Here is a 24,989-nt window from a genome sequence, read left to right as displayed (position 1 = left end):
CAGGCGACCCCTATGCAAAATTGGTCCTTTGAGACCGAGACCAATATCAGCATTGGTCGCTCGACGGATAACGATGTAGTTCTCTACAGCGCCGTTGTCTCTCGGCACCATGTTGAATTGCGTCTAGAGGGGGAAAAATGGCAGGTCGTAAACCTCGGCACCAATGGCACTTACATTGATGACCAACGGATCGAGCAATGTGTTGCAGAAGATGGCCTCGTTTTTCGTTTAGCCACATCCGGGCCGAAAATTCTTGTCCGTATCCGGGGCCGACAGCTCACGGGCGATGAAGCCGAACACCGTACCCAGAGAGCCAAAAAATCCCCTAGTCCCGACCCTTCCCGGGATACCTTCGCCCAGTTTTAAGGGCGACCAATGCGGCTACTACGCTAATTCTTTTAGTTACAGTGATTCCTAGCCAGTTTGAAAAATTTATCTCTCAATCCCCTCGACAGAAAAGGCAAATTCAGAGCTTTTAGAGGCTGTCTCACATGACCTCCAACTTGAGAGATTGAGGACATAAACCAATGATTCTAAATGCGCCCCAGAGAGCTTCATTCGTTGCTTTGGGTGTAATGGGAGTCGCGATGTCTTTGTTTAAACTGAATTACCTGATTGTGGCGTTACCAAATCTGATGAATCTGGTTTTTTGAGCGCTGTCAGGGCTGACTGTGCGAGCTGTTGAATGGTGCCTTGATCAACACTCACCTGGGGTTCGGCCATTGATAACCACAGGAGGTATTCAATATTTCCGGCTGGGCCAGTGATCGGCGAATAGGTCAGGCCTTGGGCGAGCCAACCGAGGGCTTGGGCACTTTCTAGGACTGATAAAATTGCTCCGGCCTGGGCATCAGGATCACGAACAACGCCATTTTTGCCCACCTGGGCGCGGCCCACCTCAAACTGGGGCTTCACCAGCAAAATCACTTCCTTAGGCTCCGCCAAAAGGCTCCAGAGCGTCGGTAAAACTTTCGTGAGGGAAATAAACGATAAATCCATCACACCGAGGGTCGGACGGGGATCCCCTGCTTGATAGAGGTCTTCAGGGTTGAGGTGACGAAAATTAGTCCGTTCCCGCAAAACCAGGCGCGGATCTTGGCGGATGCTCCAGGCCACTTGGCCATAGCCCACATCGATACCATAGACTTTTTGGGCGCCGGCTTGGAAAAGACAGTCCGTAAAGCCCCCAGTGGAAATGCCCCCATCGAGACAAACGCGGTCTTGGATGGAAATCTGAAAGTGGGCGATCGCCTTTGCGAGTTTTTCACCCCCCCGGGACACAAAAGGAGGTTTCGCTTGGACTTCGATCGCGGCATCGGTGGGGATTAGCGTGCCCGGTTTATCAACAATTTGCTGTTTGACCCTAACCTCTCCGGCCCGGATTACCCGCTGGGCCTGTTGCCGGGAATCACACAGCTTTCGCTCTACCAGGAGGAGATCTAATCGTTGTTTCGCCAAAATATTTTTTCCTAAAACACCGCCATTATTTTCAGTCTACTGGGTGGCTGGGGCTTTCGGATATTGTTTTGGCATACCGGGAACCATTGGAGTCGATACAATACAAAAATTGTTCAGCTGTCTATACATTTCAGCACTTCAGCAAATAACCGCAGAAAATTATGGCGATCGCAGTGGATTTTGGGACGAGCAATACCCTAGTGACCCGGTGGAATGCCGCCAAAGGCGCTCCAGAAATTCTCAAACTCGACGGTCTCTCCCAACAGCTTGCGCCCAACCCACCCCTGATCCCCAGTTTGCTCTATGTGGAAGATGCCGCTGCCCAGAAAGTTGTCATCGGTCAGGCCATTGGCGATCGCGGTTTAGACCGCCCCCAGGATCCCCGCTACTTTCGCAACTTTAAACGGGGGATCGGCACGGCGATTCAAGGTTTTTTACCGGAGTTAGACGGTGAAAAAATCACCTTTGAGAAGATGGGAGAATATTTCCTCAGCCGCATTTTTCAGCAACTTAAGGCCCAGGGGGAAAGCCTCGATAGCCTTGTTTTAACCGTCCCTGTCGATAGTTTTGAGGCGTATCGCAGTTGGCTCAGTGGCGTTTGTGAAACCCTGCCAGAGTTAGAAAAAATTCAGCTTTTGGACGAACCCACAGCGGCGGCCCTGGGCTATGGTGCTTTGGCCGAAGCGTTAAAGCGCATTCTGGTGGTGGACTTTGGCGGGGGAACAGTGGATTTTTCCCTGGTGGATCTCAACCTCGCCCAGGGCCAAAGTAAACCAACGGGTTTTATTTTGAAGTGGGGCCGCAAATCTTTTGCTGAGAGTAAAACCCAGAAGGTGAAAACGGCGAAGGCGATCGCCAAGGCTGGCAAAAACTTAGGCGGTGCAGATCTCGATAACTGGCTGTTTGAATATTTTCAAAGCCGGCAAAAGCTCCCCCAGGATGCCTTAAGTTTTCGCCTCGTAGAACGCTTAAAAATTGCCCTTTCCCAAAAAACGAAGGCGACGGAGGTTTATTACAACAGTGAAACCTTTGAAAGTTACGAATTAAGCCTCAACCGGGCGGAATTTGAAGACATTTTAGAAAATCAAGGTTTTCTTACCCAGCTGGATGACCTGATGACCCAGGTGTTGCAACAGGCCCGGCGCAATGGCATTGGCAAAGAAGACATCGAGGCGGTGCTGCTGGTGGGGGGCACGAGTCAAATTCCCCTGGTGCAAAGCTGGCTAGAGGGTTATTTCCCCGCGGAAAAAATTAAACGGGATAATCCCTTTGGGGCGATCGCCTGTGGGGCGTTGCAGTTGGCCCAGGGGTTTGAGCTCAAAGATTTCCTTTATCACAGCTATGGGATCCGCTACTGGAACCGCCGCTACAATCGCCACGATTGGCAGCCGATCATTAACCAAGGTCAACCCTACCCTATGGCCGAACCCATTGAAATTACCCTAGGAGCATCAATGGATCAGCAGCCCAGCATTGAACTGATCATCGGTGAACTGGGGGAACAGAGCACTGGCACAGAGGTTTATTTCGATGGCGATCGCCTGGTGACCCGGCAACTGGGAGCTGACCAGACCAACGTCAAACCCCTCAACGACCGGGAGGGGGCGCGCACCGTGGCCAAGCTCGATCCGGTGGGCTATCCGGGGAGCGATCGCATCAAGTTACAATTTCTCGTCGATGGCGATCGCACGCTGCGGGTCACCGTCGAAGATCTCCTGCGTAATATCACCTTGTTGGAAAATCAAAAAGTGGCTGAGCTGAGTTGACTGCCCATCCCCAAGCTCCCCTGCTAAAATCCAATAGATGCCCTTCACCCTCACAAAACCGATGCAAACGCCCCAACTAAAACAACTGCGCTACTTTTTTACCAAATGGTATCGACGGGGTTGGACACTGTTTTTTGTCGGTTTAGTGGTGGTGCAACTGCTCCCCAGTCCGGCGATCGCCCTTACCCCCAAAAGTTACGATGAATTAGAATTTCCGCCCCTGCCGGAGCTCAGCATTCCTGACTATGAGCGCTATGAACTCAATAATGGCATGGTGATTTACCTCATGGAAGATCACCGTTTGCCGCTGGTCAGTGGTTCAGCGATCATGCGCACTGGCTCCCGGCTTGAACCTGCCGAACAAGTGGGTCTAGCTGGGATCACAGGCACTGTGATGCGCAGTGGTGGCACACTCAATCATCCCGCCGACACATTAAACAATATCCTCGAGCAACGGGCCGCCAGCATCGAAACCAGCATTGGGGAAGCCTCTGGTAGTGCCTCCTTTAGCGCCCTCAAAGAGGACTTTGACCTCGTTTTTGACCTGTTTGCCGAAGTCCTTCAACAACCCGCTTTCCCCCAGGACAAACTGGATCTGGCCAAGCGTCAGACCGCTGGCAGCATTTCCCGCCGTAATGATGAACCCGATGCGATCGCCGGCCGCGAATTTAGCAAATTGATTTATGGGGCCGATAGTCCCTACGCTCGCACCACCGAATACGCCACCCTTGCTAACATTGAGCGGGATGACCTCATCGCTTTTTACCGCACCTATATTCGCCCAGACCAGATGATCCTGGGCATCGTCGGCGACATTGATAAAGCTGCCACCAAAGCAAAAATCGAGGCGGTTTTCGGCAGTTGGACCAATGAAAATCCCGGTGCCGACCTCACACCCCCAGCTGTGGATCAGCCCGCCCGCACCGGTGCTTTTTTGGTAGATCAACCCCAACTGACTCAAAGTAGTATTTTTATCGGCCACCAGGGAGGGCAACTCAGTAACCCCGATTACGCCGAGTTGTCGGTGATGAACGGGGTTCTCAATGGCTTTGGTGGGCGACTATTTAACGAAATTCGCTCCCGCCAGGGACTGGCCTATTCTGTCTATGGGGTTTGGAGTCCAGGCTATGACTACGATGGTCAATTTATCGCTGGCGGTTCGACTCGTACCGAGGCCACCATCCCCTTTATCACTGCGCTCAAGGGGGAAATGCAACGCATCCAGACGGAGCCCATCACCCAGGCGGAGCTGGCCTATGCGAAGGATTCGATCCTCAATTCTTTTGTGTTTAACTTCGCTGACCCAAGCCAGACCCTTTCTCGCCTGATGCGCTACGAATACTATGATTACCCCGCAGATTTTATTTTCCAATACCAGCAAGAAGTGGAAGCAACAACGATTGCCGATGTGCAGCGGGTTGCCCAGACCTATCTCAAACCTGATGAATTGACAGTTTTAGTGGTGGGTAATGGCGCGGGGATGGATCCATCTCTCACCAGCATCTTCAGTGAGGTGACGCCCGTAGATATCACTATTCCGGAGTAGGAACTACCGTGACCCAACTGGTACAAGAGCGGTCGGTACAGTTTCAGGTCGGCACAGGTTTCTATCGACCCAAAAGCCGGCTGGTGCGTGATCTCGGTGTCCTCGCGGCCGCTGTTTATCAACGGGAACAGGGCCGTTTACAGGTACTTGATGGGATGTCGGCAACGGGGGTGCGCTCACTTCGGTATTTCCAAGAGGCAAAGGCGGATTGGGTCTGGGCTAATGAGGGAAATCCGGAGCTCCTGGAAACCCTGACGACAAATTTACGTTGTATTCCCCCAGACCAGCAGTTTGTTAGTGCCCTCTCTCTCCGGCGCCTCTGTCTGGAGCGGCAACTAATGGGCGATCGCTATGACCTGGTGGATATCGATGGCTTTGGCTCAGGGGCAGCGTTTGTGCAGGAGGCTCTGGGCATTACCACCCTGGGAGGTTTGATCTATCTCACGAGTACCGATGGCCGCACCTACAGCGGCCGGGAACCCCAACGGGCGCTGCGAAAATATGGCGCCTACGGGCGATCGCATCCCTCTGTGCAGGAGCAGGGTCTACGGCTGTTGTTGGGGAGTTTGGCGCAACAGGCAGCCCAGCGAGATTTGGGTATTGAGCCCATTTTTTCACTCTTTTGGGGAGACACTTGCCGGGTGATGGTGCGTTTACAACCGAAGCCAAATCTCACAGCAGAAAACTATGGGTTCCTTGGCTATTGTCACCATTGTGGAAACTACGGCCTCCCTTCTTGGCGCAAGTTATCCCAGGCCGCCTGTGACTATGACCAGTTCCCTTTGACCCTCAGCGGCCCGATGTGGCTTGGGGCGTTGCACAATGGCGATTACCTTGAAGAAATGGCGACGATCGCCCAACGGTGGGACTGGCAAGATGTGTTTAAGATCCTAGAAACGATGCAAACGGAAAACGAGTTACCGCCCTATTTTTTCCCTTTAAAAGAAATTGGCGCCCGGGCCAAAATTGATTTGCCCAAGCTAGATTGGCTTCTTGAAATGTTACGTCAACAGGGGTTTTCTTCTAGTCGCACCCATATCAACCCCCAGGCGATTAAAACGACAGCAACAATGGCGGATATTCAGGCGATCGCCAAAGCAAATCCCAGAAACGAAAATAATCATTAATTTCTTGCGGCCATATCGTTTGCCTTAAACCTTAACCACCTAATGGAATAGCGGGTTAAAATTTTGGCTACAATTATGAACCTTTTTGGTTAGGCGATCGAAATCGTCCTTCCAGAAAATCACGCCTTTGAACATGCTTCGTCTTGCGACCTGCCACCCGCTTGCGCCACATCTTAAAACTAGAACGCTTCATATAACGGCGCATGATCTGAATCACTTCCTTTTCCTGAAGACCAAATTGCATCTCAATCGCCTCAAAAGTTGTGCGATCTTCCCATGCCATTTCAATCACACGGTCAACAGTGACATCATCTAACATTTCAAAATTCATCTCTTTCCACTTTTCCCCACAACGGAAGACCCATGAGAATGTACAACAATCTCAAACAAGTTGAAATCCCACGTCTCATTCACAAAAGAAAATTTAGGGAAGTAATATGAAGTTTAGCAAGAATTTCCTACGTAATGCAGGCACTTCTACGCCCTAAAATTTCTACACAGTAGGCCATATGTCAACCCCATGCCAATTTAAGCAACACTTGTGAGCATAATCTTGCAATGACATTCAAGCTTTTCCTATGGAGCTTTATTCTGAGCTTGTCTAATTTCTGCCTTTAATGCTTCAATTTGGCGACGCAAACTTTCGACTGTATCTTCATTTTCGACAGCCACATCTACAGACCCAGTCCCAGCTTGATCATAATGACCCTGCTTAATCTGTTGGTATTCTGCAGAAGCTTCCCAGTTTTTAATAAAACTTAGCCGCTCCACTGGAAAAGGATGGCTCAAAAATGTCCCATTGCTGCCGTTATAAATCAGAAATTTATAAATCTGATTCAGTTGATCTTGGTCTAAAGCATCGTAATTTTCGGACTGTTGGGTAAATTCAGATAAGCTCAATTCATGGCTGTATTTGTTACTACCCCCCGCCAGCTTCATCATCGTCTGAAGAATCGGGTTGAGGTCATCCATGACCAGAAGGGCAGCCCGGTCTGCTGATAGCTCTGCTTTTCGTCGCCACTCATAAAAGGCATAGAGTAAACCCGTTGTGATCACATTACCAAGGCCCAAGGTAATTTCCCCAACAAAAGAAGCTGCTCCCATAGCCCACATCGCCATCTGAATCAAGGTCGTGTGGTCACATTTGATATGCCCTAATTCATGGGCCATCACTGTCCGTAGCTCCGCTTCATCGAGGAGATCCATCAGGCCTGTATTTACCACAATATAAGGATTTTCGTGGCCGAGGGCATAGCTATTCACCATCGGGTTTTGGTTTACGTAAAGAGCCGGTTCTAGGGAAATATCGAGGTCGCGGACACATTCCCGAAAAATGCCATAGAGGGTCGAATATTGACGCGGCCCCGCCTTGATATTGTTCCCCATCAAAAAAACCTGCTGGGGCCGCTCGTAGATATATTCCACAAAACGACTGGCCAGCAGTTTGAATCCGGGGAGATTACGGAGGGCTTCTTCGGCCTGGCGATCGAGGGGATGACGAAAGGCTTCGCTAGAAATTCCGGGATAGGTAGGCATTGCTTTTTCCTATACCGCCCTCAACCCAGGAGAACGGCGTTGTTAGACAGTGACTTTCTCTAACATTAGCTTAGATGACTTGATCGCGTCGGGAATTTCAATGGGATAGTTACCATCAAAGCAAGCGGTACAGAAGCTAGAAGTGCGCTCATTGGTCACATCGAGCATGCCTTCTTTACTTAGATAAGTGAGGGAATCTACCTCAATTTGGGCAGCGATCTCCGCTTGGGATTTTGTGGCAGCAATCAGTTGATCTTGACTATCGGTGTCGATGCCATAGAAACAGGGATGAGTCACTGGGGGCGAAGAGATACACATGTGTACTTCCGCTGCCCCTGCTTGTCGGAGAGCACGGACAATTTTACGACTGGTGGTTCCTCGCACAATGGAATCATCGACAATCACGATGCGTTTGCCCTGGAGAACGTCTTTAAGGGGATTGAGCTTCATCCGGATCCCCACTTCCCGCATATGCTGGGTGGGTTGAATGAAAGTGCGGCCCACATAACGGTTTTTGATCAATCCTTCGCCATAGGGAATACCAGAAGCGCGAGAAAAGCCGATCGCCGCCGGAATACCAGAATCGGGAACGCCCATCACAAGGTCTGCTTCGATATTAGATTCTTTCGCCAGTTGAGCCCCTAACCGGAGGCGATAGCTGAAAAGAGTTTCGTCATGGACAATGCTATCGGGACGAGCAAAGTAGATCATCTCAAAGACGCAGAGTTTCCGGTCGGGTTTTGCCGCCCATTGTTGGGCTGTTAAACCTGATTCGGTGATCCAGACCATTTCTCCGGGTTCCACATCTCGCACATAATCTGCCCCAATGATATCGAGGGCACAGGTTTCGGAAGCAAGGGCATAACGGGTTGTACCGTCTTCTTCCTGAAAGGTGCCAATGACGAGGGGACGAACGCCTTGGGGATCCCGCGCACCGATCAAACCTTCGGGGGTACCAATGACGAGACTATAAGCACCGGAACAAAGATTGAAAGCATCAATGGCCGCGGTTGTCCAATCTTTGCCCTGGTTTACATAAATGGCGATCGCCTTGGCGATCATTTCCGAGTCAGTAGTCGTCTGAAAATCTAAGTCAGAGGCTAGGGAAAGCAATTTTTCTTTGAGTTCAACGGTATTCACTAAATTACCGTTATGGGCGAGGGCTAAGGTGCCAAGGCGAGTTTCTTCGAGGGCAGGCTGGGCATTGCATTGGTGGCTAGAGCCCGTAGTGGAGTAGCGATTGTGACCCACGGCCCACACCCCAGGGAGTTCCTTCAGCTTGTCTTCACTAAAAACTTGAGAAACAAGGCCCATGCCTTTGTGAATATGAGTTTGGGTGTGATCAAACGTGGCGATCCCTGCGGATTCTTGACCCCGATGCTGCAGCGCAAAGAGGCCGAAATATGCGAGCTTTGCCACCTCTTCCGTCGGGGCGTAGATCCCGAAAACACCACAGTATTCCTTGGGTTTATCGGGGTGATCATTGGCATAGACAGGTTGAGGGACAGTCATCCTACAGGTTGCACTCCTAATTGCGGGGGAAGAAAGAAGGGGAATTTTAGATATGAACAATTTACGCTGGCTACAATACCACGGCGGCGATCGCCATGGGCGCGAAAATTTATAAACACCTTAACCCCACTTAATCTCGTGTTAAATCGAGTAACAATAGATCAGCGGGGTCAATTTGTAAAAATGTTTCCTAGGTTAGTTTATTTTAAGCCAGAAATTTGTTAAGCGGCGATTAATTTTTAGGGACTGGCCCTAGAGGCGATGTTGGAGGTTACGGCCATGGGTATCAGTGCCGCAGGTTAGCCAGAGGTTATGATCCCGGCCCAGATGAGTCACGATTTCGGTGTGTTTTGGGCTCGGCACCCAAGGTTTCGGATTTTCATAGGCATAGTAGGCTTCTACCCCATCGATGCCTAGGGCCGCTGCTGCCGGAATGAGTTCGGTAGCAGGGCGGCGGTAACGGGCTGGGTGAGCCAAGACAGCGAGTCCCCCCGCTGCATGGATCGCTTCAATAATCGCTGCCGCCGCTGCGCGATCGCCTCCGGGGATCAGTTGTTGTCGATAATCCACGAGGGCAGGATGATCCGGTTCGAAGCCATAGGCCAAGATATGGATGGTGGTTTCTAGAAGGATGCCGTTAATTTCGATGCCTGTCCAGAGGTGGGGAAGCGATTGAAGTCCGTGGCGGCGTTGGCTGTCGAGATAGGCTTGGGCCTGGTAATAGCCGCTGACGGTGTGGTGGTCGGTGAGGGCGAGACCTTGGAGACCGATGGCGATCGCCTGGTCAACAATTTCTGTGGGGGTAAGCTGACCGTCAGAACAAACCGAATGCATGTGGAAGTTGTACTGGGTGGGGCAACTGGTTGCCGTGAGACTACGCCAGGCCTTTTTGAGCGCTTGCAGATCTTGAGCCGCACTTGAAACTGACAGAGTAGAAGTCATGGCGAAGGCGATCCTTGGTGATCGCAAAGCTAAAGAGCGAGCAGAAAATAGATCGTAATAAAATCTTAAAGGAAAGCTAAAAAAAGTTTATGTATTGCAAATTGTTACACACAAGATAACAAAAAATTTCTCCCTTGAGCCCAGGATCAAAAAAAATCCTCCCCAACATCATCATGACCCAGGGAGGGAAAGGTAGTTTCAGAAGTCCTTGTTCAATATTCGAAATAGGCTCACAAGCGCGCACCAGTAGCCGTCATCACGGCCTAGGAAATCCCTGCATGGCCCATAGCTAGACCTGCCACTAGCATCCCCAACACTAAAAAAGGCTGGGCGCTGGCTTGGTATTTCACATCATTTTTGAGCGGATCTCGCAGAAAATACATATCTTGGAAAGTAATCTGGGGAATCACAAAAAGGAGCAAAATTGTTGCGTATAACTGTTGGTGAATGCTGATGAGATAGCCAGCAATTCCCACTTGGAAAATATCGATCATCAAAACACAAATCCAAGCAGCTGTGCTGACCCCAAACATTACGGGCAGAGACTTTAAACCTAATTGGCGATCGCCTTCCACACTTTTAAAATCATTCACAACGGCGATCCCAAGACCTGCGAAGCTATAAATCAGGGTTACAACCATTACCGTCGGCGTTAAAGTACCAAACAGCGCATGACCGGCCCACCAAGGAAGTGCAATGTAGCTTGCTCCCAAAGCGTAGTTCCCGAGCCAGCCATTTTGTTTCAGTTTCAAGGGAGGCGCCGAATAGATGTAGGCAATAAAACAACCGCCTACCGTCAGCACCAACATAATGGGAAAGTCATGACCTGCCCAAAGATCTAACAGGTAACTCAAGCCGATCCCCGTCCCTAAGAGCACTAAAATTTGGGTCACCACCTGGGGCACAGAAATCGCCCCCGAGGGAATCGGTCTGTAGGGTTCATTGATCGCATCGATTTCCCGGTCATAGAAGTCATTGAGGGTCTGGGTATAGCCCGTCAGCAGGGGGCCAGACAGGAGCATACAAGTCATGGCTTTGAGAAAATCTTCGAGGCCCCACACATAGCCGCCGGAGGAAGCAGCCCCGCAGATGACCCCCCAAATGAGCGGGATCCAGGTAATCGGTTTCATCAACTGGAGGCGAATTTTCCAGATGGAAGTTTCCCCGCCAGCGGCCCCCTTCATCCCTAGAAGTTGGCGGGCCTTAGAACCTTGCTCATCTGTAGAAGCGGGTGGTGTTGCGTCTGGATTCGGCGTTTCTGTCATGGTGATTCGGGTAAATTTTTTTTCAAGTAAAGAAAGTAACTGACCCAAAAACTGGGGTCAATTTGGCATCTCGCGCCTCAGAGGGTTCATTTTAACCCAGCTCCCCGACAGGATTTGTGCCCAGGGGTTAACTGATTAAAAAAGAACAAAACACCGTTATGCTGGGAAACGACCTAAATTAACGGAATTGAAATCACCCCAAAGCCCATGCAAGATACTGTGATTGTGCCTCTGGATGTCCCGGATCTCCCGACGGCGATCGCCCTCGTAGAAACCTTACCGGAAGTCACTTTTTGGAAAGTCGGTTTAGAGCTCTTTGTCGCCACTGGGCCAGATATTTTGCGCTATCTCAAAGATCAAGGCAAACGTATCTTCCTTGACCTCAAATTTCATGATATCCCCAACACTGTCGCTGGGGCATGCCGTTCTGCCCGCGGCTATGGAGTCGATTTATTGACGATCCATGGGGCAGCGGGCCAAGTTGCTCTCACTGCTGCCAAAGAAGCTTTAGGTGATTCGCCCACTAAACTCATCGCGATTACAGTACTGACCAGCATTAGCTCTACCCAACTCAAAGAGGAACTCCAGGTTAATCTTTCCCTTGAGGCCTTTGCCCAACATATGGCAAAACTAGCTCAAGGGGTTGGTTTAGATGGGGCGGTGTGTTCTCCCCAAGAGGTGGCAATGTTGCGGCAATGTTGCGGTAAAGAGTTCACTTTGGTTTGTCCGGGAGTCCGCCCCACCTGGGCCCAGGCCGGAGATCAACAGCGGGTCATGACCCCCCACCAAGCCCTTCAACAGGGTGCCAATCACCTGGTTATTGGGCGACCGATCACCCAGGCGGCGGATCCCCAAGTTGCTTGGCAAAAAATTCAAGCAGAGTTGGCGATCGCTGGCCGAGGGTCTGAGGGATTGAACTAGACCCAATTTGCCGGGTAATCCCCAGAAGAAAGAAAAACTAAAGATACAATAGTCTGAATATTCCTGCTTACATCTAAGATTTATTCAAAACAGATACCTATGGTTAGCCTATCGGCAGTCAAAAGCTCCATTGAAGCCCATCTTTCCGAAGCCCAAGTTTTTGTGAAGGATCTTACTGGTGGCGGCGATCACCTCGAAGCCACCGTTGTTTCTCCTGATTTTGCAGGGCAATCTCGGGTGCGTCAGCACCAAATGGTTTACGCTGCCCTCAAGGAAGACTTAGCGACAGAAGCAATCCATGCCTTGGCCCTACGGACATTTACTCCAGACAAGTGGGCTGAAGTAGACCAATCTATTTAGATAGTCCAGCACCATTGTCTCTCAAAATATCAACCTTAGATCACGAGGAAAATTCATGTCTTTAACCCCTGAAACCCGCGAAAAAATTGACCAGTTGGTTAACAGCAGCAAAATTTTTGTTTTCATGAAGGGCAGTAAGCTGATGCCCCAGTGCGGCTTTTCCAACAACGTTGTTCAGATTCTCAATAGCCTTGGCGTTGATTATGCTACGTTTGATGTCCTCGAAGACTATGACGTGCGCCAGGGTATCAAGGACTACTCTAACTGGCCGACAATTCCCCAGGTCTATGTCAATGGTGAGTTTATCGGCGGTTCTGACATTATGGTCGAACTGTACAACTCCAGAGAACTCCACGAAATGCTGGAAGTCGCCCTTGCCTCCTAAAGGAAGCTTCCTTGAGTCACTGGGAATCTCCATGTGCTAGTGAACCCAGAAAAATAGCGTGTGTTTTAGATGGGGCTTCCTGCCCATCACAATGTCTTGCCTAGGGTGAGTTAGCAACCTCAAAAAGACCCCTAGATCTCCAATGTTGGAGATCTAGGGGCCTTTTTAGCATTTCTATTTAATAGTAAAAGTCTGTTTCTGTTTGAGTTTGGGTCTGGGGATAAGCGATTTCAAAGTTAGACGGGTCTCGCAGGAAACGAAAAACTTCTTCTTCGAGACGGTGAATTTTATAAATCTCTAGGGCTCCCGTATGGTGGAGACAAGCAATGTAGCCATCCATATACTGGCGAATATCCTCATAGCGGCTACCTCTGCGCCACAGTTCTACCATGGCGTCCGTTAAGCGTTGGTAATAGCGGATGGAGGCACTGTCTTGGAGCATAGTTACGGGAAGCTTAGAAAAACGACTAGGGATGTGGGGAAAAACGAATCGAGTTGCTGAGCTGCAGTGCTGATCCCCATAGCCTTTATTTTAGCGATTTTTGGGGATTAACGTCGATTTTTTCTGGCTTGGAATTAAGCTAGTTATTTTTCTTTTCCAGAAAAAATAACTAACTACATCATTCACTATGATTTTTTATTAAAAAAATATTAAGTTTCTACAGTCGCCCGGCATATTTTTTTATGTGATCTAGTTATTCTAAGGGCGATCGCCTAGAAATTTTTTTCAAACTAATGGCCACAAAAAAAGCACGGTTTCCCATGCAAACTTTGATCTATTTGAATATCGTTTTTCTTTGGTCTCAGGTGACGATAGGCGAGCAAAGGGACAATTGCACAATTAACACGCTTAAATTTCTGAATAGGTTGACTGGTGGCCAGTGATGGTAGTCGGTGATTTTTGGGTTGCGAACTCCAACGAAAAAGACTTTTCGAGGTGTATTAGATCTGTTGCAGCTTCCCATTCCTCGCCAAAAATCGGTAGGGCAAAGTCACAGCTCGTCCAATCTCCCGCAGCAAAGGTCTCAAAACGCTTACAAATGCCGCCACGACGCCCTTCTGCCTGAAAGTAGCGGCAATGCTTACATGTAGAAGTTGAGCAACTGGGCGGCTTCATAAATACTCCTGAAAGAATACAATTTCATCGGATTTTTATTAATGTCTCCATTATGTGCTGACTCCCGGGGAGACAAAAAACCTTAGAACGCAATAAGCATCCCCTGTTAACCAAGATCGGGACACAAATAAAGTTTGGTTTTTTTTTACATTTGTTATGTCGATTTCTTAACAATAAAAATCACTAGGCATATATACAGAAAAACCTCCAAGATTTGCCTAAAAAACACACCATTATGGTCGGGGATCATTTTTTAAGCAAAAGATTGTTTTTTATCTTTTTTTAAAAAATCAAATTAACGAAGGGTTAAAAGCTAAAAAAATAAGAGCATTAGTCGATGGTGACTAGTCTGTTGATGCTTCAGACCCTGGGGATGTGGGGGGTAAACCAAGACAGAAATCAGACTGCTCTGTTTGCCAAACCTGCACAATGCAACAGGTACACATCTGCCAGCGGGTCAATTCTCCGGGGGGCGTGGGTCGATGGCAGCGGGGACAGGGGGGTAGCCCTGCCAACATTTTTTGTTGGGTTTCTGCCCAATGTCGGACAACGGCGACGGGGTCTTGGGAGTCGCACGGGGCGATCGCCTGGATTGTCTCAGATAAGGGAATTTGACTGGGATGGGGCAAATTTGGGTCAGCAGCTAGGGGCGAATAGGCCGGCTTACGATGCCAATGAACCGTAGAAAAACGAATTTCTTTGAGGGGGGGGTCAATCTGGGCGTTCAGTTGATGGAGAATACGACGGCGCTGGAGATTGAGGTGCTGAGACCAGGTGTGGTTAGGGGTGGCAATCCAGAGAACATCGTCGATAATCTGCACTGGCAAACTGTTAGCGAGGCTTTTTTGGGGCAAGATCTCTTGCCAGCACTGGGCAACGGCAGCAAAACGTTTTTGGTGCGACCAGGCGGGCTGACTGAGGAGTTGTTTAAGGAGTTGGCCAGAAGAGATGAGTCCCATGGAAAATTTGGCTTAGGGATAATTTATGAGGATAAAAAACTTGGGCGATCGCCCCTGGCTTACGGCCCGAGGGGGGAGCGGTAGAATATGGGGCAACCCCTGCGATTTGTTAACGATGGCTAGTTCTCCCCACCAGTCTCGCACAACCCAAACTTTAGTTGATGTCAAAACCCGCATTGCCCAGAGCCACTATGGTCTATTTGGCCTAAGCCCGACAGCTTCTGTGATCGAAATTCGGCAACGGTACCGGGAACTGAGTAAACAATATCACCCGGATACAACGGTGCTACCGGAAGCGGAGGCCACGGCTAAGTTCCAGCGGCTCAATGAAGCCTATGGCATCTTGAGTAACCCAGAGCGGCGATCACTTTATGATCTAAAAATTGGCTTTTCGCGGTACAGCGTGATCCAACCGCTCCCGGATCAGCAAGGAGAGAATGCTTATTCTAACTCTGCTTACCTGGACCCCACCGACCGGCCCCTTTCGGCGGGGGAAATTTTTGCCCTTTTTATCATGGCCACCACCTTTGTAGGCTGTTTAATACTGGCGATCGCCCTTGGGATTAGTCGCCAAGCATTAGACCTAAACGGTCTTTTTTAGGCTAACCCCCCGCGAAAAAGAATTGATAGACTAGACCGTGTTCTCTTATTTTGGCCTTGAACACCGTCGCGTCCTGAACTCAACCATGATGTCTACCATGCCTTCCCTCGATAGCCCTCTCTACAACCATCCCCTCCCAAAAATTGAGCAGTGGCTAAGGGAGATGGGCTGTGAGCAAGATCCCCAACAGCTCCACTGCTGGACGGCCACTCGCCCCACCTGGCAAGCAGAAATTCGCCTCGAAGTCGAAGAGCTATCGGTGTCTTATCTCAAAGCTGGGGCCGATGGTAGTGATATTCAACGTTCGTTTAAATATTCCCTCAGCCGCCGAGATATTCAGGATGCCGTTTTTTCAGGGCCCTGAATATTGCTGGTGTGACATCGGGGAGGGTGATTAAAGCCACAAAGCCTTCTGTGACCCGGGGAGGCGCTTCTTCTAAATGGAGGCACATTTTCTGGATCACCGCCGGGGACACTTGGCGCGATCGCCTCTGGTTTCGTCCGAGGCAAAGCGTCAACGGACAGGCTAAATACCAAGCCACCCACGGCATGGGGGGACATTTCTGGAGAAATTCTAAACGCCAGGGCTGGTAACAGTTTGTTGCATCATAAATCACCGGTTTCCCCTGGGCGATCGCCTGGTGGATCCGATGCAACACCACCTGTTCAATGGTGAGCCAGTCCCCTTGAATACTTTGATCGCCGTATAGCTCGGCTCGAATTTCATCGGTGGAAATGAGGTGGGAGGCGGGCTGTTGAGTGTGTAGCCACCGGGCCAAGGTAGATTTACCAGAAGCGGGGGCACCAATGAGAAAATGCGAAGGCAATAATGTTGATGGCAATCTGGCAACCTCAATCCAGCTTTTATTGAAATCTTAGGGAACTGCAGCACAACGGATGAATACTTCTTCTGAGACAACAGTGGGAAAATGGCTCACCTTTGGGGGGCTGGGGATTCTCGTAATTTTCATGTTTCTGCCCCCGAGTTATTACCTGATGGCGGCCTTCCCCTGGATTCTCCTCTGGCAGGGTGGCTTTTTACTCCTGGGCATCGGTCTGATGGTGCTGCTCCGGCAATTTGCGCGACCTTTTCTGCCCCTGGGCTATGGCTTGGATTGGGGTGTTTTAGCGGTGGCGATCGCCTGCATATTATCCGCAATTTTTGCCCCGCATAAAGGGGTAGCCCTATTTAATCTGGTCACCGTCTCGGGCTATGGGGTCGCGCTCTACGGCTTACGGAATTTCAGCGGCCAGGGTTTCTGGACTTGGGACAATCAATGGCGAGGCTTGGTGGGAATCGGTTTTGGGATTGGTCTGGTTAGTTTGGGGGGTTGGCTCCTGGGTGATCACAGCCTCGATCGCAACTCGATACCCTTTGGTCACCACAATTTCATGGCGGCTTATTTTTGCCTGATGGTGCCGATAATCCTCAGTTTCGCCCTCGCCCAACAGCACAAAATTCGCTTGCTTCTCTTAACCCTATTGGTCGCTATTTTCCCTTACCTCCTCTACACCTGCTCTTCCCGGGGGGGCTTTGTGGGGATTCTCCTCTGGGCGATCGCCACCATTGCTTTTGTAATTAGCCGCACCAAAGGGAAAAGGCGTATCATTTCCGGGGCGATCGCCCTATTTTTCTTGGGGATCATGGTCACAGCAGGTTTACAACATCCCCGGGTGCAACAGCTTTTGCAGGTGAATTTTAACAATGGCTTGCCGAGTATCCAGGTGACCGTCGATGGCGAAACGGAAGACCGCTTGTTTATGTGGCAAGCAGGCCTGAATATTCTCAAAGATCGCCCCCTCACTGGAATTGGCCTGGGCAATATGTCCCGGGAATATAACCGCTATCGCCCCTTAGAAGTGGGCTCCGGGGCGGCCCATATCCAGCAGCTCCACAGCAATCCGATGCAGCTGCTGGGGGAACTGGGCTTAATCGGTGGGCTGGCGATCGCTTTTTTGGTAGTGCAACTGGTTCGTTTGGGTTGGCGGGTGCATCAACAAACGAGCGATCCCGCAGTGCGGCGACTGCTCTATGGTCTGGGGGGCGGTTGGTTTGCCTATGCCATGGCGACTCTCACCGATTACCAGCTGGAAAATATTCCGATTAGTTTAACCCTAGCCCTATCCGTCATTCTGTTAATCACTGTCGCGGATCAAGCGTTGTGTGAAGCCCAGCCTGAACCTCTCGCCATGGGCCAGCGACGCCTGTGGAGCATTGGGAGTTTGGCGGGAATTTTGGGGGCACTCTTGGTGGGGGCGCCTTACAGCGTGGGGATGTATCTTTTTGCACGGGGGCAAGCGCTCTGGGCCCAGGGAAGACCAGAGGAGGCATTTACCAAAGTCACCCAAGCCTATGGTCTCAACGGTTGGAATGTGAACTATCCCCTACGACTGGGTCTCTGGCTCTGGGAAACGCGCTCTTTGGCCGGCGATCGCCCGGCAGACAAACAACGCACCACGGAACTAGCAGCGGCATATTTTCTTGAAGCCCAGGCGCGTATTCCCTACGATTACTACGCCAATGTCAATGCCGGAATTGTCCTGTTAGACCTAGATCCCAGCTTGGCCCAGGGTTACTTCGAGCGGGCGATCCAAATGCTATCCCGAGAATCAGAACCCACCTACTTCCTGCTGGGCCAGACCTACCTCCAGACCAATGAGCCGGAAAAGGCGATCGCCTCGTTTGCGCTCCAGGGATTGGTAGACCCAACGGTGATGACCTTTGGCCAGTGGGAGCGGGAACCGTTGGCGGCAATCCGCATCGAGGCTGTGGAAGCGTCCCTCGTTCTCTATCAGACCCTCATTGACCGCCTCGATCCCCAAGATCCCTATATCTTGACCCTCCAGGAGCGGATGGCATGGTTGGCATGGTGGCATGGACTGCCGATTCCCCACCAAAACAACCTGTCTCAATTTTCCCCCATGGTTCAGGCTTTGATTTTAGGCGATCGCCAACCGGAGCAGGCCCTAGAGATTATCGACCAGCAAATTGCCGCAAACCCGGATAACAATACCCGTTGGCTGATTCTTAAAGCCTGGTTTCAGGCGGATTTTGAACTGAACTTAAATGTACAACTGGCGAATGAAACAGAGCCCCAAAGCTATCTGCTTTCGTCCCGCCGCGCCGAGGGCATGACCCTCCAAACATGGCTGAAGCAAATTCCCCAAATCGCCCGGCCCATCGGTAGCGATCGCCTAGCTTCCCGGTTGCTGTACCGCAGCGAAGATTTTGATGCCGTCGATACGGTGCTCCGCCCTGAAGGCCTCGAAACTTTCCAGTTACTGACTCTCCTGGGGCTGGAACGAGGCTATCCCCGCACCTTCCCCACCTTAGACCAACTGATTAACGAAGTCCGCACCAACACCTTAGATTTACCCCATCCGACGGCCAACGGGTTTCAACTAACCGAGCGCTAAATTCACGTTAATAAACACCACACTACGCAAATTCCATGGGTAATCCCAAAAAAACTTGGCTGCTGGGTCTTGATTATCAGGTCTGGATCCTCGCGGCAGGGCGACTACTTTCTCAGATTGGCACGGGCTTTACGGCTTTCTACGCCCCGATTTACTTTGTCAATCAGGTGGGTCTTTCCGCGACCCAAGTGGGCCTTGCCCTAGGGAGTGCCTCGATTTCTGGGGTACTGGGGCGTTTTTTGGGGGGCACAGGGGCAGATAATCCTGCCTGGGGGCGTAAGAAAACACTCCTAACAGCAGCGGCGGTGTCGGCGATCGCCGATGTGGCTTTAGCGGCGGCGGACAATTTTGAATTACTTGTGCTGGGTAACCTGTTGATGGGTTTGGGGATCGGCCTCTATTGGCCTGCCACGGAAACGGTGGTTGCCGATTTAACGACGGGCAATCAGCGCAATGAAGCCTTTGCGGTGGTGCGTCTGGCCGATAATATTGGCCTGGGAACTGGAGTTATGCTTGGTGGCCTGATTATCGCCACTATCGAAAATTACCGCTTGCTCTTTGTGCTTGACGGGATTAGTTTTGTGGTCTTTTTTGGGGTGATCTGGGTGGCGATCGCCGAAACGTACCAAGCCCATGACGAGGCGAAATCCCAGGGAAACAGTTGGCTGTTGGCCCTACGGGACCGGCGACTGCTCATTTACATGGCCGTAAACATTATCTTTACGCTGTACATTGCCCAAATTCAAAGTACAGCTCCCCTCTACCTGACGAATTTTGTGGGTTTTTCTCCCCAAGTGATTAGCGGTCTTTTTGCTTGGCACATTGTTTTTGCCTCTATTTGTCAGTTACCCATTGCCCGTAGTCTCAATTTCTTGAGTCGGCCCCGCGCTTTAATGGTGTCTCTTTTGCTGTGGGGGATTGGCTTTACGGTGATGGGGGGCACTGCATTAACAGCTTTGCCCGTGCTCCTGGGAGCCATCGTCAGCCTTGGGATTTTAGCTTTAGCAACGGATGCTTACACCCCGGCTGCTTCGGCCCTGGTGGTGGACCTAGCACCTGTTTCCCAGCGGGGAATTTATCTGGCGTTGAATTCTCAGTGTTGGGCGATCGGCTATCTGATTGGGCCGCCCCTCGGGGGGTGGGCCTTGGATCAGGGGCCGGCGATCGCCCACAGCTTTTGGCTGGCAGCAGCGGTGAGCATTGTGCCTTGCTTACTGGTGTTGCGTTCCTTGGAAAATCTGACGAAACCCAAAAGAACGGAGTCCTAGACATTAAAAAATCTAGGCGATCGCCGCCTTCAATGCCTCACAAAATGCCTTGACCGCCGCCAAGCCTTCAGCCGGAGTTCCGGTAGCCAAGCGTTTTACCACAGCACTACCGACAATCACCCCATCAGCGCCCCAATCTTTAATTTGTCGGGCTTGGTCTGGGTCAGAAACCCCAAAACCGACGCCAATGGGCTTATCTGTTACTTGACGCAATTTTGGCAGCAGCTCCCCAACCCGGTTGGCAACGGAGGTTCTCACCCCGGTCACCCCGGTTACACTCACCAGGTAAATAAATCCTTGGGAAGCATTGGCGATCGCTTCAATCCGCTCCGTTGGACTGGTGGGAGCCACTAACAAAATCAAATCCAAACCATGGTTAGCCGCCGCATCCAACACCAGTTGTGATTCCTCCAGGGGCAGGTCAGGGACGACCAAACCTTTGACCCCCGCCGCTGCCACCTCAGCCATAAAAGCGTCAATACCCCGATAGAAAATCGGGTTGTAGTAAGTAAACAAAATAATCGGCGCCGTTAATTCCTGGTGTACGCGCCGCACAATTGCCAAAACTTGCTCTAGGGTGACGCCTCGACTCAGGGCCCGGGTTGCTGCCGCCTGAATGGTGGGGCCGTCCGCAAGGGGATCAGAATAAGGCACACCCAGCTCAATAAAATCTGCCCCCGCTGCATCCAAGATTTTCAGGGCTTTTTCCGTTGTTTCCAAATCTGGATCGCCCGCTGTAATGAAGGGAATCAGCGCACATTGGCCCGCTTGCTTGAGAGATTGGAAACGTTCAGAAACGGAGGTCATGATTTTGTTCGATAAAAATACACAAGGGGTTATTGTACGGCCCTGGCTCCCCCTTCGGAAAAGATCTCCCTTACTTTTTTGGGGCAGATTTTTCTTCCGCCGCTTCGATTTCTGCTTGAAGTTGGGCCAACTCCTCTGGGCTCATGGCATCTAAACGCCGTTGTAGGGCCGCTTCCTCATAGTCTGCCCGTTGTTTGTGAAAAGTCATTGTGCGCGTGCCGACCCGGAATAGGTAGGTGCCGACCCACACAAAAACCACCAGCACCAATAGTGCTTGGGACCAAATGCCGGCATCTAAGCTTTCGAGACCAGCCACTTTAAAGCCACCGTACAGGAGACCGCCAACGAGAAAAATACCAAGACTGATGGCCAGAATATCAATGCGACGCATGGTTTTGTATGAGGGGATGGGCAAGGGTTAGTAACGGCAGTTGCGTGGCGAAGATTTTAGACTTCGCGGCGGCGGGGGCGAAAGTTGAGGAAAGGGCTCAGGAGCAGCATTCCAGGGAACAGGAAGAAAACGAAGAAATACATGATGAGTCGTTCAACGGAACTAGCCACATACCAACGATTGTTAAGGTAGTAGTACAGACCTGCCGGAAGTACAAGAAGGTAGGTGATGCTCAGGCTGAGGTAGAGGGTTGCCAGGAGTAGGGTGTCGAAAGGAATATCAAAGGGCATGGATTTGTGATCATGATTTACCTGGAGATTATTTTACCGCAGTGCTTCCCTGGTCAGATCCAAGTGATGATCGTTTCAAACCCAGATATTTTGTTCTCCCTTGAGGTTTAGAGGGTTTTCGCGAGAATAAGATACCTGTGATACCTTAGGGAAAATTTTGTTAGCAGGCGATCGCCATGGCTGCACAAGTGGGACAACTGGCACCGGACTTTGGGGCCACTGCCGTCATTGATCAAGAGTTCAGGCGCCTCAAACTGTCCGACTATCGGGGACAGTATGTGGTGTTGTTTTTCTATCCCCTCGATTTCACCTTTGTCTGTCCGACGGAGGTGGGAGCCTTTAGCGATCGCCATGGGGAGTTTAAACAACTCAATACCGAGGTCTTAGGGGTTTCCGTTGATAGTGAATTTGCCCATTTGGCCTGGATTCAAACGGAACGGAAACTAGGCGGTGTTGGAGATTTGGCGTTTCCGCTGGTGTCTGATCTCAATAAGACAATTAGCACAAACTATGGTGTCCTAGATCCGCAGGCGGGGATCGCCCTGCGGGGATTGTTTATTATCGATCCAGCCGGAGTCATTCAACACATCACGGTGAATAACTTCGCCTTTGGCCGCAGCATTGACGAAACATTGCGGGTGCTCCAGGCAATTCAGCATGTGCAAAAACATCAAAATGAAGTCTGTCCTGTGGATTGGCATATGGGCGATCGCACGATGGTTCCAGACCCAAAGACGGCACATGATTATTTTGCCTCCCAAAACGACGGGATTCGTAACAAGAAAGGCTAAAGTGTGAAGGCACGTTGAAACCGAAATGAGCACCATGCACCAAGGCGATCTAATTGAACTTTCCATCCATGACCTCAATAGCCAAGGGGCTGGGGTAGGTCGCTATGGCGATCAGGTGGTCTTTGTGCCAGATACGGTGCCAGGCGATCGCCTCCAGGTGCGGCTTGTGCGACTGAAGCGCCAATATGCGATTGGCCAGCTACAAAAGATTTTAGAGCCCGGCCCAGAGCGGCGCCGCCCCCCTTGCATTGTTGCCGATAAATGTGGCGGCTGTCAGTGGCTCCAAGTGGAAGACACACTCCAGCAGCAGATTAAAACCAATGAAGTCAAACAAGCTCTCCAACGCATTGGCGGCTTTCAAGGGACTGAAATTCAGCCGATCATCTGTGGGGATGCGCCTCTGGGTTATCGCAACAAAGCCACCTACCCCTTTGGCCGCTCCGCCAGCATGGGCAATGTGCAGGCCGGCTATTACCGCAAAGGTAGTCACCAATTGGTGAACCTCAACCAATGCCCTGTGCAAGATCCCCGCCTCAACCCTATTCTGGGCAACATCAAAATCGATATCCAAAATCAAGGCTGGTCGATCTACAACGAAACCAAGCATCAAGGCAAATTACGCCACCTCTCCCTCCGCATCGGTCAGCGCACCGGAGAAATGCTATTGACCTTGATTTCCACCAGTGGAGATTTGGTCAACTTAGAAACCCAAGCCGAAACTTGGCTAGCAGAATACCCTGGTCTTGTGGGGGTCTGTCTCAACGAAAACCCGAACAAAGGGAATCTCATCTGGGGGGAACAAACAAAGGCGATCGCCGGCCGCCCTTACCTTGAAGAATGCTTCGCCGGACTCACCCTCAAGCTGCGCCCCGACACCTTTTTTCAAGTTAATACCAGCGCGGCCGAAGCCCTCTTGGAGGCCATAACTCAACAGCTCACCCTCACGGGTAACGAAATTCTTGTGGATGCCTACTGTGGTGTGGGAACCTTTACCCTGCCCCTCGCCCAAAAAATTAAACAGGCGATCGGCATTGAAGTGCAAGCCAGCTCGATCCAGCAGGCCTGGGAAAATGCCCACCATAACGAGATTCATAATGTCGAGTTCTACACTGGTACTGTCGAATCTGTCTTACCCAGCCTAGATGTAGCCGCCGACATTGTCCTCCTCGATCCGCCCCGCAAAGGATGCGATCGCCAAGTGCTCGAGCATCTCTTGACGACCCAACCCAAACAAATCCTTTATGTCAGTTGTAATCCCTCTACCCTCGCCCGTGATCTCAAGATTCTCTGCGAAACCCAACAATATCAAATCCAGTGGGTACAGCCCGCTGACTTCTTCCCCCAAACCCCCCACGTCGAATGCGCCGTCCTCCTAAATTTCGCTGCTCCCTGATTTTTTTGTATAATACAAGGCAGAAACCACAACAAATTTGTTCGGGATCCCCTACAAGTAAGTAGTCTAGGCCCTGCGGTTGAACCATCTGGGCTTTGCCCCACACCAGGTCGCCGAAATCAGCTTTTTTGCCAATCCCTGCGCATCTATCCGGAAAGGAGCACCAACTGTGATTGCGATCTCATTGCCACCGTTAAAGTCCCACTGGACAACCCTCAGTTTTGCTTCCACCCTTTATCTTGTACCGATTCTCGACCTTCTACTTGACCGCATTCCCCGGGAATGGCGCTATGAAGTGCAGCTCGGCCTCCAAGAAGCCCTGGTCAACGCAGCGAGACATGGCAATGATCTCGATCCCCGCAAAAAAGTGATTGTGCACTTCTCCATGAGTAGCGAGCAATGCTCTTGGATTATCACCGATGAAGGAGAAGGGTTTGACCGTCAGGCCCAATGCTGTCAACTCGATGACCATCTCCTCCCCCCAGAAGACAACGAATGTGGTCGCGGCTTTTGTTTACTCCACCAAATTTTTGACCAAGTTCACTGGAATCCGACCGGAAACCAACTGCGTCTCACCAAGCGCTTCAGTTGTACCCCAGTGATTCCCCTAGATGTCTCGGTTTCATATTAATTCTAAGTTTAGTCAAAAAAATAACTACCGCGAATAATACTCTTAGGTTTGTTATGACTTAATATGAGCATTAGATCCGCAGTAGTTGCAGTTCGTATTTACGTTGAAGACTAACTCGCCGTGGCAGGCTTGACAGGTGTCGTGCGTCGGTTCGCAAAGGTTTTAGATGATTCAAATTCGCCCATAGGGACAAATTCAATGTGATTGAGGAGTGTCGTTACAAAGGCGAAAAGGAGAAATGGCAAGGATAATACAACCACTAAAGCAACAGTTGCTAAGGCATAAACTTGCCGGGTTGCGCTCCATAAAGCTAGGGTTGTTGCCAAACTCAGAAAAATAACAATTAACCAAACAATAATTTGACCGTAAATATCCCCAAAGGTCAGAGTACAGACCATCCGATATTTCTTAATTTCGTTATCCATAGTTCGTAATCGTTTTTTAGTTTTTTATTTTCTTAAGCCAAAAGTTGCTGCTAATTACCAGCACTATGTTCTGGTTGTAAA

28 protein-coding genes are annotated in these 24,989 nt (G+C 50.6%); 14 read left to right on the top strand and 14 right to left on the bottom strand.

Annotation, left to right across the window (positions count from 1 at the left end):
• The first annotated feature begins 12 nt into the window (after window positions 1–12).
• Entirely contained in the window at window positions 13–366 is a 354-nt protein-coding gene (locus ACZ45B_RS04400; protein WP_081699651.1) for an FHA domain-containing protein, read from the top strand.
• Window positions 367–597: 231 nt separating this feature from the next.
• On the opposite strand, the gene ACZ45B_RS04395 is transcribed toward ACZ45B_RS04400, so the two are convergent.
• Window positions 598–1,458 (bottom strand): TlyA family RNA methyltransferase, encoded by an 861-nt coding sequence (locus tag ACZ45B_RS04395; protein WP_024545953.1) that lies wholly within the window; start codon window positions 1,456–1,458, stop codon window positions 598–600.
• A gap of 161 nt (window positions 1,459–1,619) precedes the next feature.
• Here ACZ45B_RS04395 and ACZ45B_RS04390 point away from each other — a divergent pair, with 161 nt between their 5' ends.
• From ACZ45B_RS04390 to ACZ45B_RS04380, 3 genes are all read left to right on the top strand, one after another.
• Window positions 1,620–3,224 (top strand): Hsp70 family protein, encoded by a 1,605-nt coding sequence (locus ACZ45B_RS04390; RefSeq protein ID WP_024545954.1) that lies wholly within the window; start codon window positions 1,620–1,622, stop codon window positions 3,222–3,224.
• 61 nt (window positions 3,225–3,285) lie between these two features.
• Entirely contained in the window at window positions 3,286–4,770 is a 1,485-nt protein-coding gene (locus ACZ45B_RS04385; protein ID WP_024545955.1) for a M16 family metallopeptidase, read from the top strand.
• A gap of 8 nt (window positions 4,771–4,778) precedes the next feature.
• Window positions 4,779–5,897 carry a class I SAM-dependent methyltransferase gene (locus ACZ45B_RS04380; protein WP_029681824.1) on the top strand — a complete coding sequence of 373 codons (1,119 nt, stop codon included), beginning with the start codon at window positions 4,779–4,781 and terminating at the stop codon, window positions 5,895–5,897.
• 73 nt (window positions 5,898–5,970) lie between these two features.
• Here ACZ45B_RS04380 and ACZ45B_RS04375 read toward each other — a convergent pair whose 3' ends face one another.
• From ACZ45B_RS04375 to chlG, 5 genes are all read right to left on the bottom strand, one after another.
• Entirely contained in the window at window positions 5,971–6,228 is a 258-nt protein-coding gene (locus ACZ45B_RS04375) for a TIGR03643 family protein (protein ID WP_024545957.1), read from the bottom strand.
• A 245-nt stretch (window positions 6,229–6,473) separates the two neighbouring features.
• Window positions 6,474–7,433: a M48 family metallopeptidase gene (locus ACZ45B_RS04370; protein ID WP_024545958.1), complete on the bottom strand. Its 960-nt coding sequence runs from the start codon at window positions 7,431–7,433 to the stop codon at window positions 6,474–6,476.
• A 42-nt stretch (window positions 7,434–7,475) separates the two neighbouring features.
• Window positions 7,476–8,945, bottom strand: coding sequence for an amidophosphoribosyltransferase (purF, locus tag ACZ45B_RS04365; protein ID WP_024545959.1), 1,470 nt, complete (start codon window positions 8,943–8,945; stop codon window positions 7,476–7,478).
• A 252-nt stretch (window positions 8,946–9,197) separates the two neighbouring features.
• Complete coding sequence (locus ACZ45B_RS04360; RefSeq protein ID WP_024545960.1) at window positions 9,198–9,887, bottom strand: PHP domain-containing protein; 690 nt, start codon at window positions 9,885–9,887, stop codon at window positions 9,198–9,200.
• Window positions 9,888–10,150: 263 nt separating this feature from the next.
• Window positions 10,151–11,152: a chlorophyll synthase ChlG gene (gene chlG, locus ACZ45B_RS04355; RefSeq protein ID WP_024545961.1), complete on the bottom strand. Its 1,002-nt coding sequence runs from the start codon at window positions 11,150–11,152 to the stop codon at window positions 10,151–10,153.
• A gap of 207 nt (window positions 11,153–11,359) precedes the next feature.
• Between chlG and pyrF the strand changes: the two genes are divergently transcribed.
• From pyrF to grxD, 3 genes are all read left to right on the top strand, one after another.
• Entirely contained in the window at window positions 11,360–12,073 is a 714-nt protein-coding gene (gene pyrF / locus ACZ45B_RS04350) for an orotidine-5'-phosphate decarboxylase (protein WP_024545962.1), read from the top strand.
• Between the two features lie 99 nt (window positions 12,074–12,172).
• The gene (locus ACZ45B_RS04345) at window positions 12,173–12,433 is read left to right on the top strand and encodes a BolA family protein (RefSeq protein ID WP_024545963.1); all 261 of its coding nucleotides are present in this window, start codon (window positions 12,173–12,175) and stop codon (window positions 12,431–12,433) included.
• A 55-nt stretch (window positions 12,434–12,488) separates the two neighbouring features.
• Window positions 12,489–12,818 (top strand): Grx4 family monothiol glutaredoxin, encoded by a 330-nt coding sequence (gene grxD, locus ACZ45B_RS04340; protein WP_038027900.1) that lies wholly within the window; start codon window positions 12,489–12,491, stop codon window positions 12,816–12,818.
• Between the two features lie 178 nt (window positions 12,819–12,996).
• Here grxD and ACZ45B_RS04335 read toward each other — a convergent pair whose 3' ends face one another.
• The 3 genes from ACZ45B_RS04335 to ACZ45B_RS04325 form a co-directional block, all read right to left on the bottom strand.
• The gene (locus tag ACZ45B_RS04335; protein ID WP_024545965.1) at window positions 12,997–13,260 is read right to left on the bottom strand and encodes a DUF6761 family protein; all 264 of its coding nucleotides are present in this window, start codon (window positions 13,258–13,260) and stop codon (window positions 12,997–12,999) included.
• A gap of 408 nt (window positions 13,261–13,668) precedes the next feature.
• Window positions 13,669–13,935: a hypothetical protein gene (locus ACZ45B_RS04330; protein ID WP_051352930.1), complete on the bottom strand. Its 267-nt coding sequence runs from the start codon at window positions 13,933–13,935 to the stop codon at window positions 13,669–13,671.
• A gap of 344 nt (window positions 13,936–14,279) precedes the next feature.
• Window positions 14,280–14,894, bottom strand: a complete 615-nt coding sequence (locus ACZ45B_RS04325) for a DciA family protein (protein ID WP_024545966.1) — start codon at window positions 14,892–14,894, stop codon at window positions 14,280–14,282.
• A gap of 115 nt (window positions 14,895–15,009) precedes the next feature.
• Between ACZ45B_RS04325 and ACZ45B_RS04320 the strand changes: the two genes are divergently transcribed.
• Window positions 15,010–15,495: a J domain-containing protein gene (locus ACZ45B_RS04320; RefSeq protein ID WP_096416980.1), complete on the top strand. Its 486-nt coding sequence runs from the start codon at window positions 15,010–15,012 to the stop codon at window positions 15,493–15,495.
• A gap of 88 nt (window positions 15,496–15,583) precedes the next feature.
• Complete coding sequence (locus ACZ45B_RS04315) at window positions 15,584–15,859, top strand: DUF3143 domain-containing protein (protein WP_024545968.1); 276 nt, start codon at window positions 15,584–15,586, stop codon at window positions 15,857–15,859.
• On the opposite strand, the gene ACZ45B_RS04310 is transcribed toward ACZ45B_RS04315, so the two are convergent.
• The gene (locus tag ACZ45B_RS04310) at window positions 15,816–16,322 is read right to left on the bottom strand and encodes an ATP-binding protein (protein WP_024545969.1); all 507 of its coding nucleotides are present in this window, start codon (window positions 16,320–16,322) and stop codon (window positions 15,816–15,818) included. The genes ACZ45B_RS04315 and ACZ45B_RS04310 overlap by 44 nt on opposite strands.
• Window positions 16,323–16,392: 70 nt before the next feature.
• On the opposite strand from ACZ45B_RS04310, the gene ACZ45B_RS04305 reads away from it, so the two are divergent.
• Together ACZ45B_RS04305 and ACZ45B_RS04300 are read left to right on the top strand one after the other, a co-directional pair.
• Window positions 16,393–18,912 carry an O-antigen ligase family protein gene (locus ACZ45B_RS04305; RefSeq protein WP_024545970.1) on the top strand — a complete coding sequence of 840 codons (2,520 nt, stop codon included), beginning with the start codon at window positions 16,393–16,395 and terminating at the stop codon, window positions 18,910–18,912.
• A 35-nt stretch (window positions 18,913–18,947) separates the two neighbouring features.
• Window positions 18,948–20,180: an MFS transporter gene (locus ACZ45B_RS04300; protein WP_024545971.1), complete on the top strand. Its 1,233-nt coding sequence runs from the start codon at window positions 18,948–18,950 to the stop codon at window positions 20,178–20,180.
• Between the two features lie 12 nt (window positions 20,181–20,192).
• Here ACZ45B_RS04300 and trpA read toward each other — a convergent pair whose 3' ends face one another.
• From trpA to ndhL, 3 genes are all read right to left on the bottom strand, one after another.
• Window positions 20,193–20,987: a tryptophan synthase subunit alpha gene (trpA, locus tag ACZ45B_RS04295; protein ID WP_024545972.1), complete on the bottom strand. Its 795-nt coding sequence runs from the start codon at window positions 20,985–20,987 to the stop codon at window positions 20,193–20,195.
• Between the two features lie 70 nt (window positions 20,988–21,057).
• Window positions 21,058–21,378: a DUF3007 family protein gene (locus ACZ45B_RS04290; RefSeq protein ID WP_024545973.1), complete on the bottom strand. Its 321-nt coding sequence runs from the start codon at window positions 21,376–21,378 to the stop codon at window positions 21,058–21,060.
• A 56-nt stretch (window positions 21,379–21,434) separates the two neighbouring features.
• Complete coding sequence (gene ndhL, locus ACZ45B_RS04285; RefSeq protein WP_071990944.1) at window positions 21,435–21,668, bottom strand: NAD(P)H-quinone oxidoreductase subunit L; 234 nt, start codon at window positions 21,666–21,668, stop codon at window positions 21,435–21,437.
• A gap of 176 nt (window positions 21,669–21,844) precedes the next feature.
• On the opposite strand from ndhL, the gene ACZ45B_RS04280 reads away from it, so the two are divergent.
• The 3 genes from ACZ45B_RS04280 to ACZ45B_RS04270 all read left to right on the top strand — a co-directional run bounded on the left by ACZ45B_RS04280 (window position 21,845) and on the right by ACZ45B_RS04270 (window position 24,483).
• Window positions 21,845–22,459 (top strand): peroxiredoxin, encoded by a 615-nt coding sequence (locus ACZ45B_RS04280; RefSeq protein WP_024545975.1) that lies wholly within the window; start codon window positions 21,845–21,847, stop codon window positions 22,457–22,459.
• Window positions 22,460–22,493: 34 nt separating this feature from the next.
• Entirely contained in the window at window positions 22,494–23,852 is a 1,359-nt protein-coding gene (rlmD, locus tag ACZ45B_RS04275) for a 23S rRNA (uracil(1939)-C(5))-methyltransferase RlmD (RefSeq protein WP_024545976.1), read from the top strand.
• A 169-nt stretch (window positions 23,853–24,021) separates the two neighbouring features.
• On the top strand, window positions 24,022–24,483 hold the full coding sequence (locus tag ACZ45B_RS04270; RefSeq protein ID WP_024545977.1) for an ATP-binding protein: 462 nt from the start codon (window positions 24,022–24,024) through the stop codon (window positions 24,481–24,483).
• A 110-nt stretch (window positions 24,484–24,593) separates the two neighbouring features.
• Here the strand turns inward: ACZ45B_RS04270 and ACZ45B_RS04265 are convergent, their stop codons facing one another.
• On the bottom strand, window positions 24,594–24,908 hold the full coding sequence (locus tag ACZ45B_RS04265; RefSeq protein WP_024545978.1) for a hypothetical protein: 315 nt from the start codon (window positions 24,906–24,908) through the stop codon (window positions 24,594–24,596).
• Between the last annotated feature and the right edge of the window lie 81 nt (window positions 24,909–24,989).

Source organism: Picosynechococcus sp. NKBG15041c (genome assembly GCF_055380235.1).
Note: the sequence above shows the minus strand (reverse complement) of the source record. Positions and strands in the feature narration are given on the sequence as shown.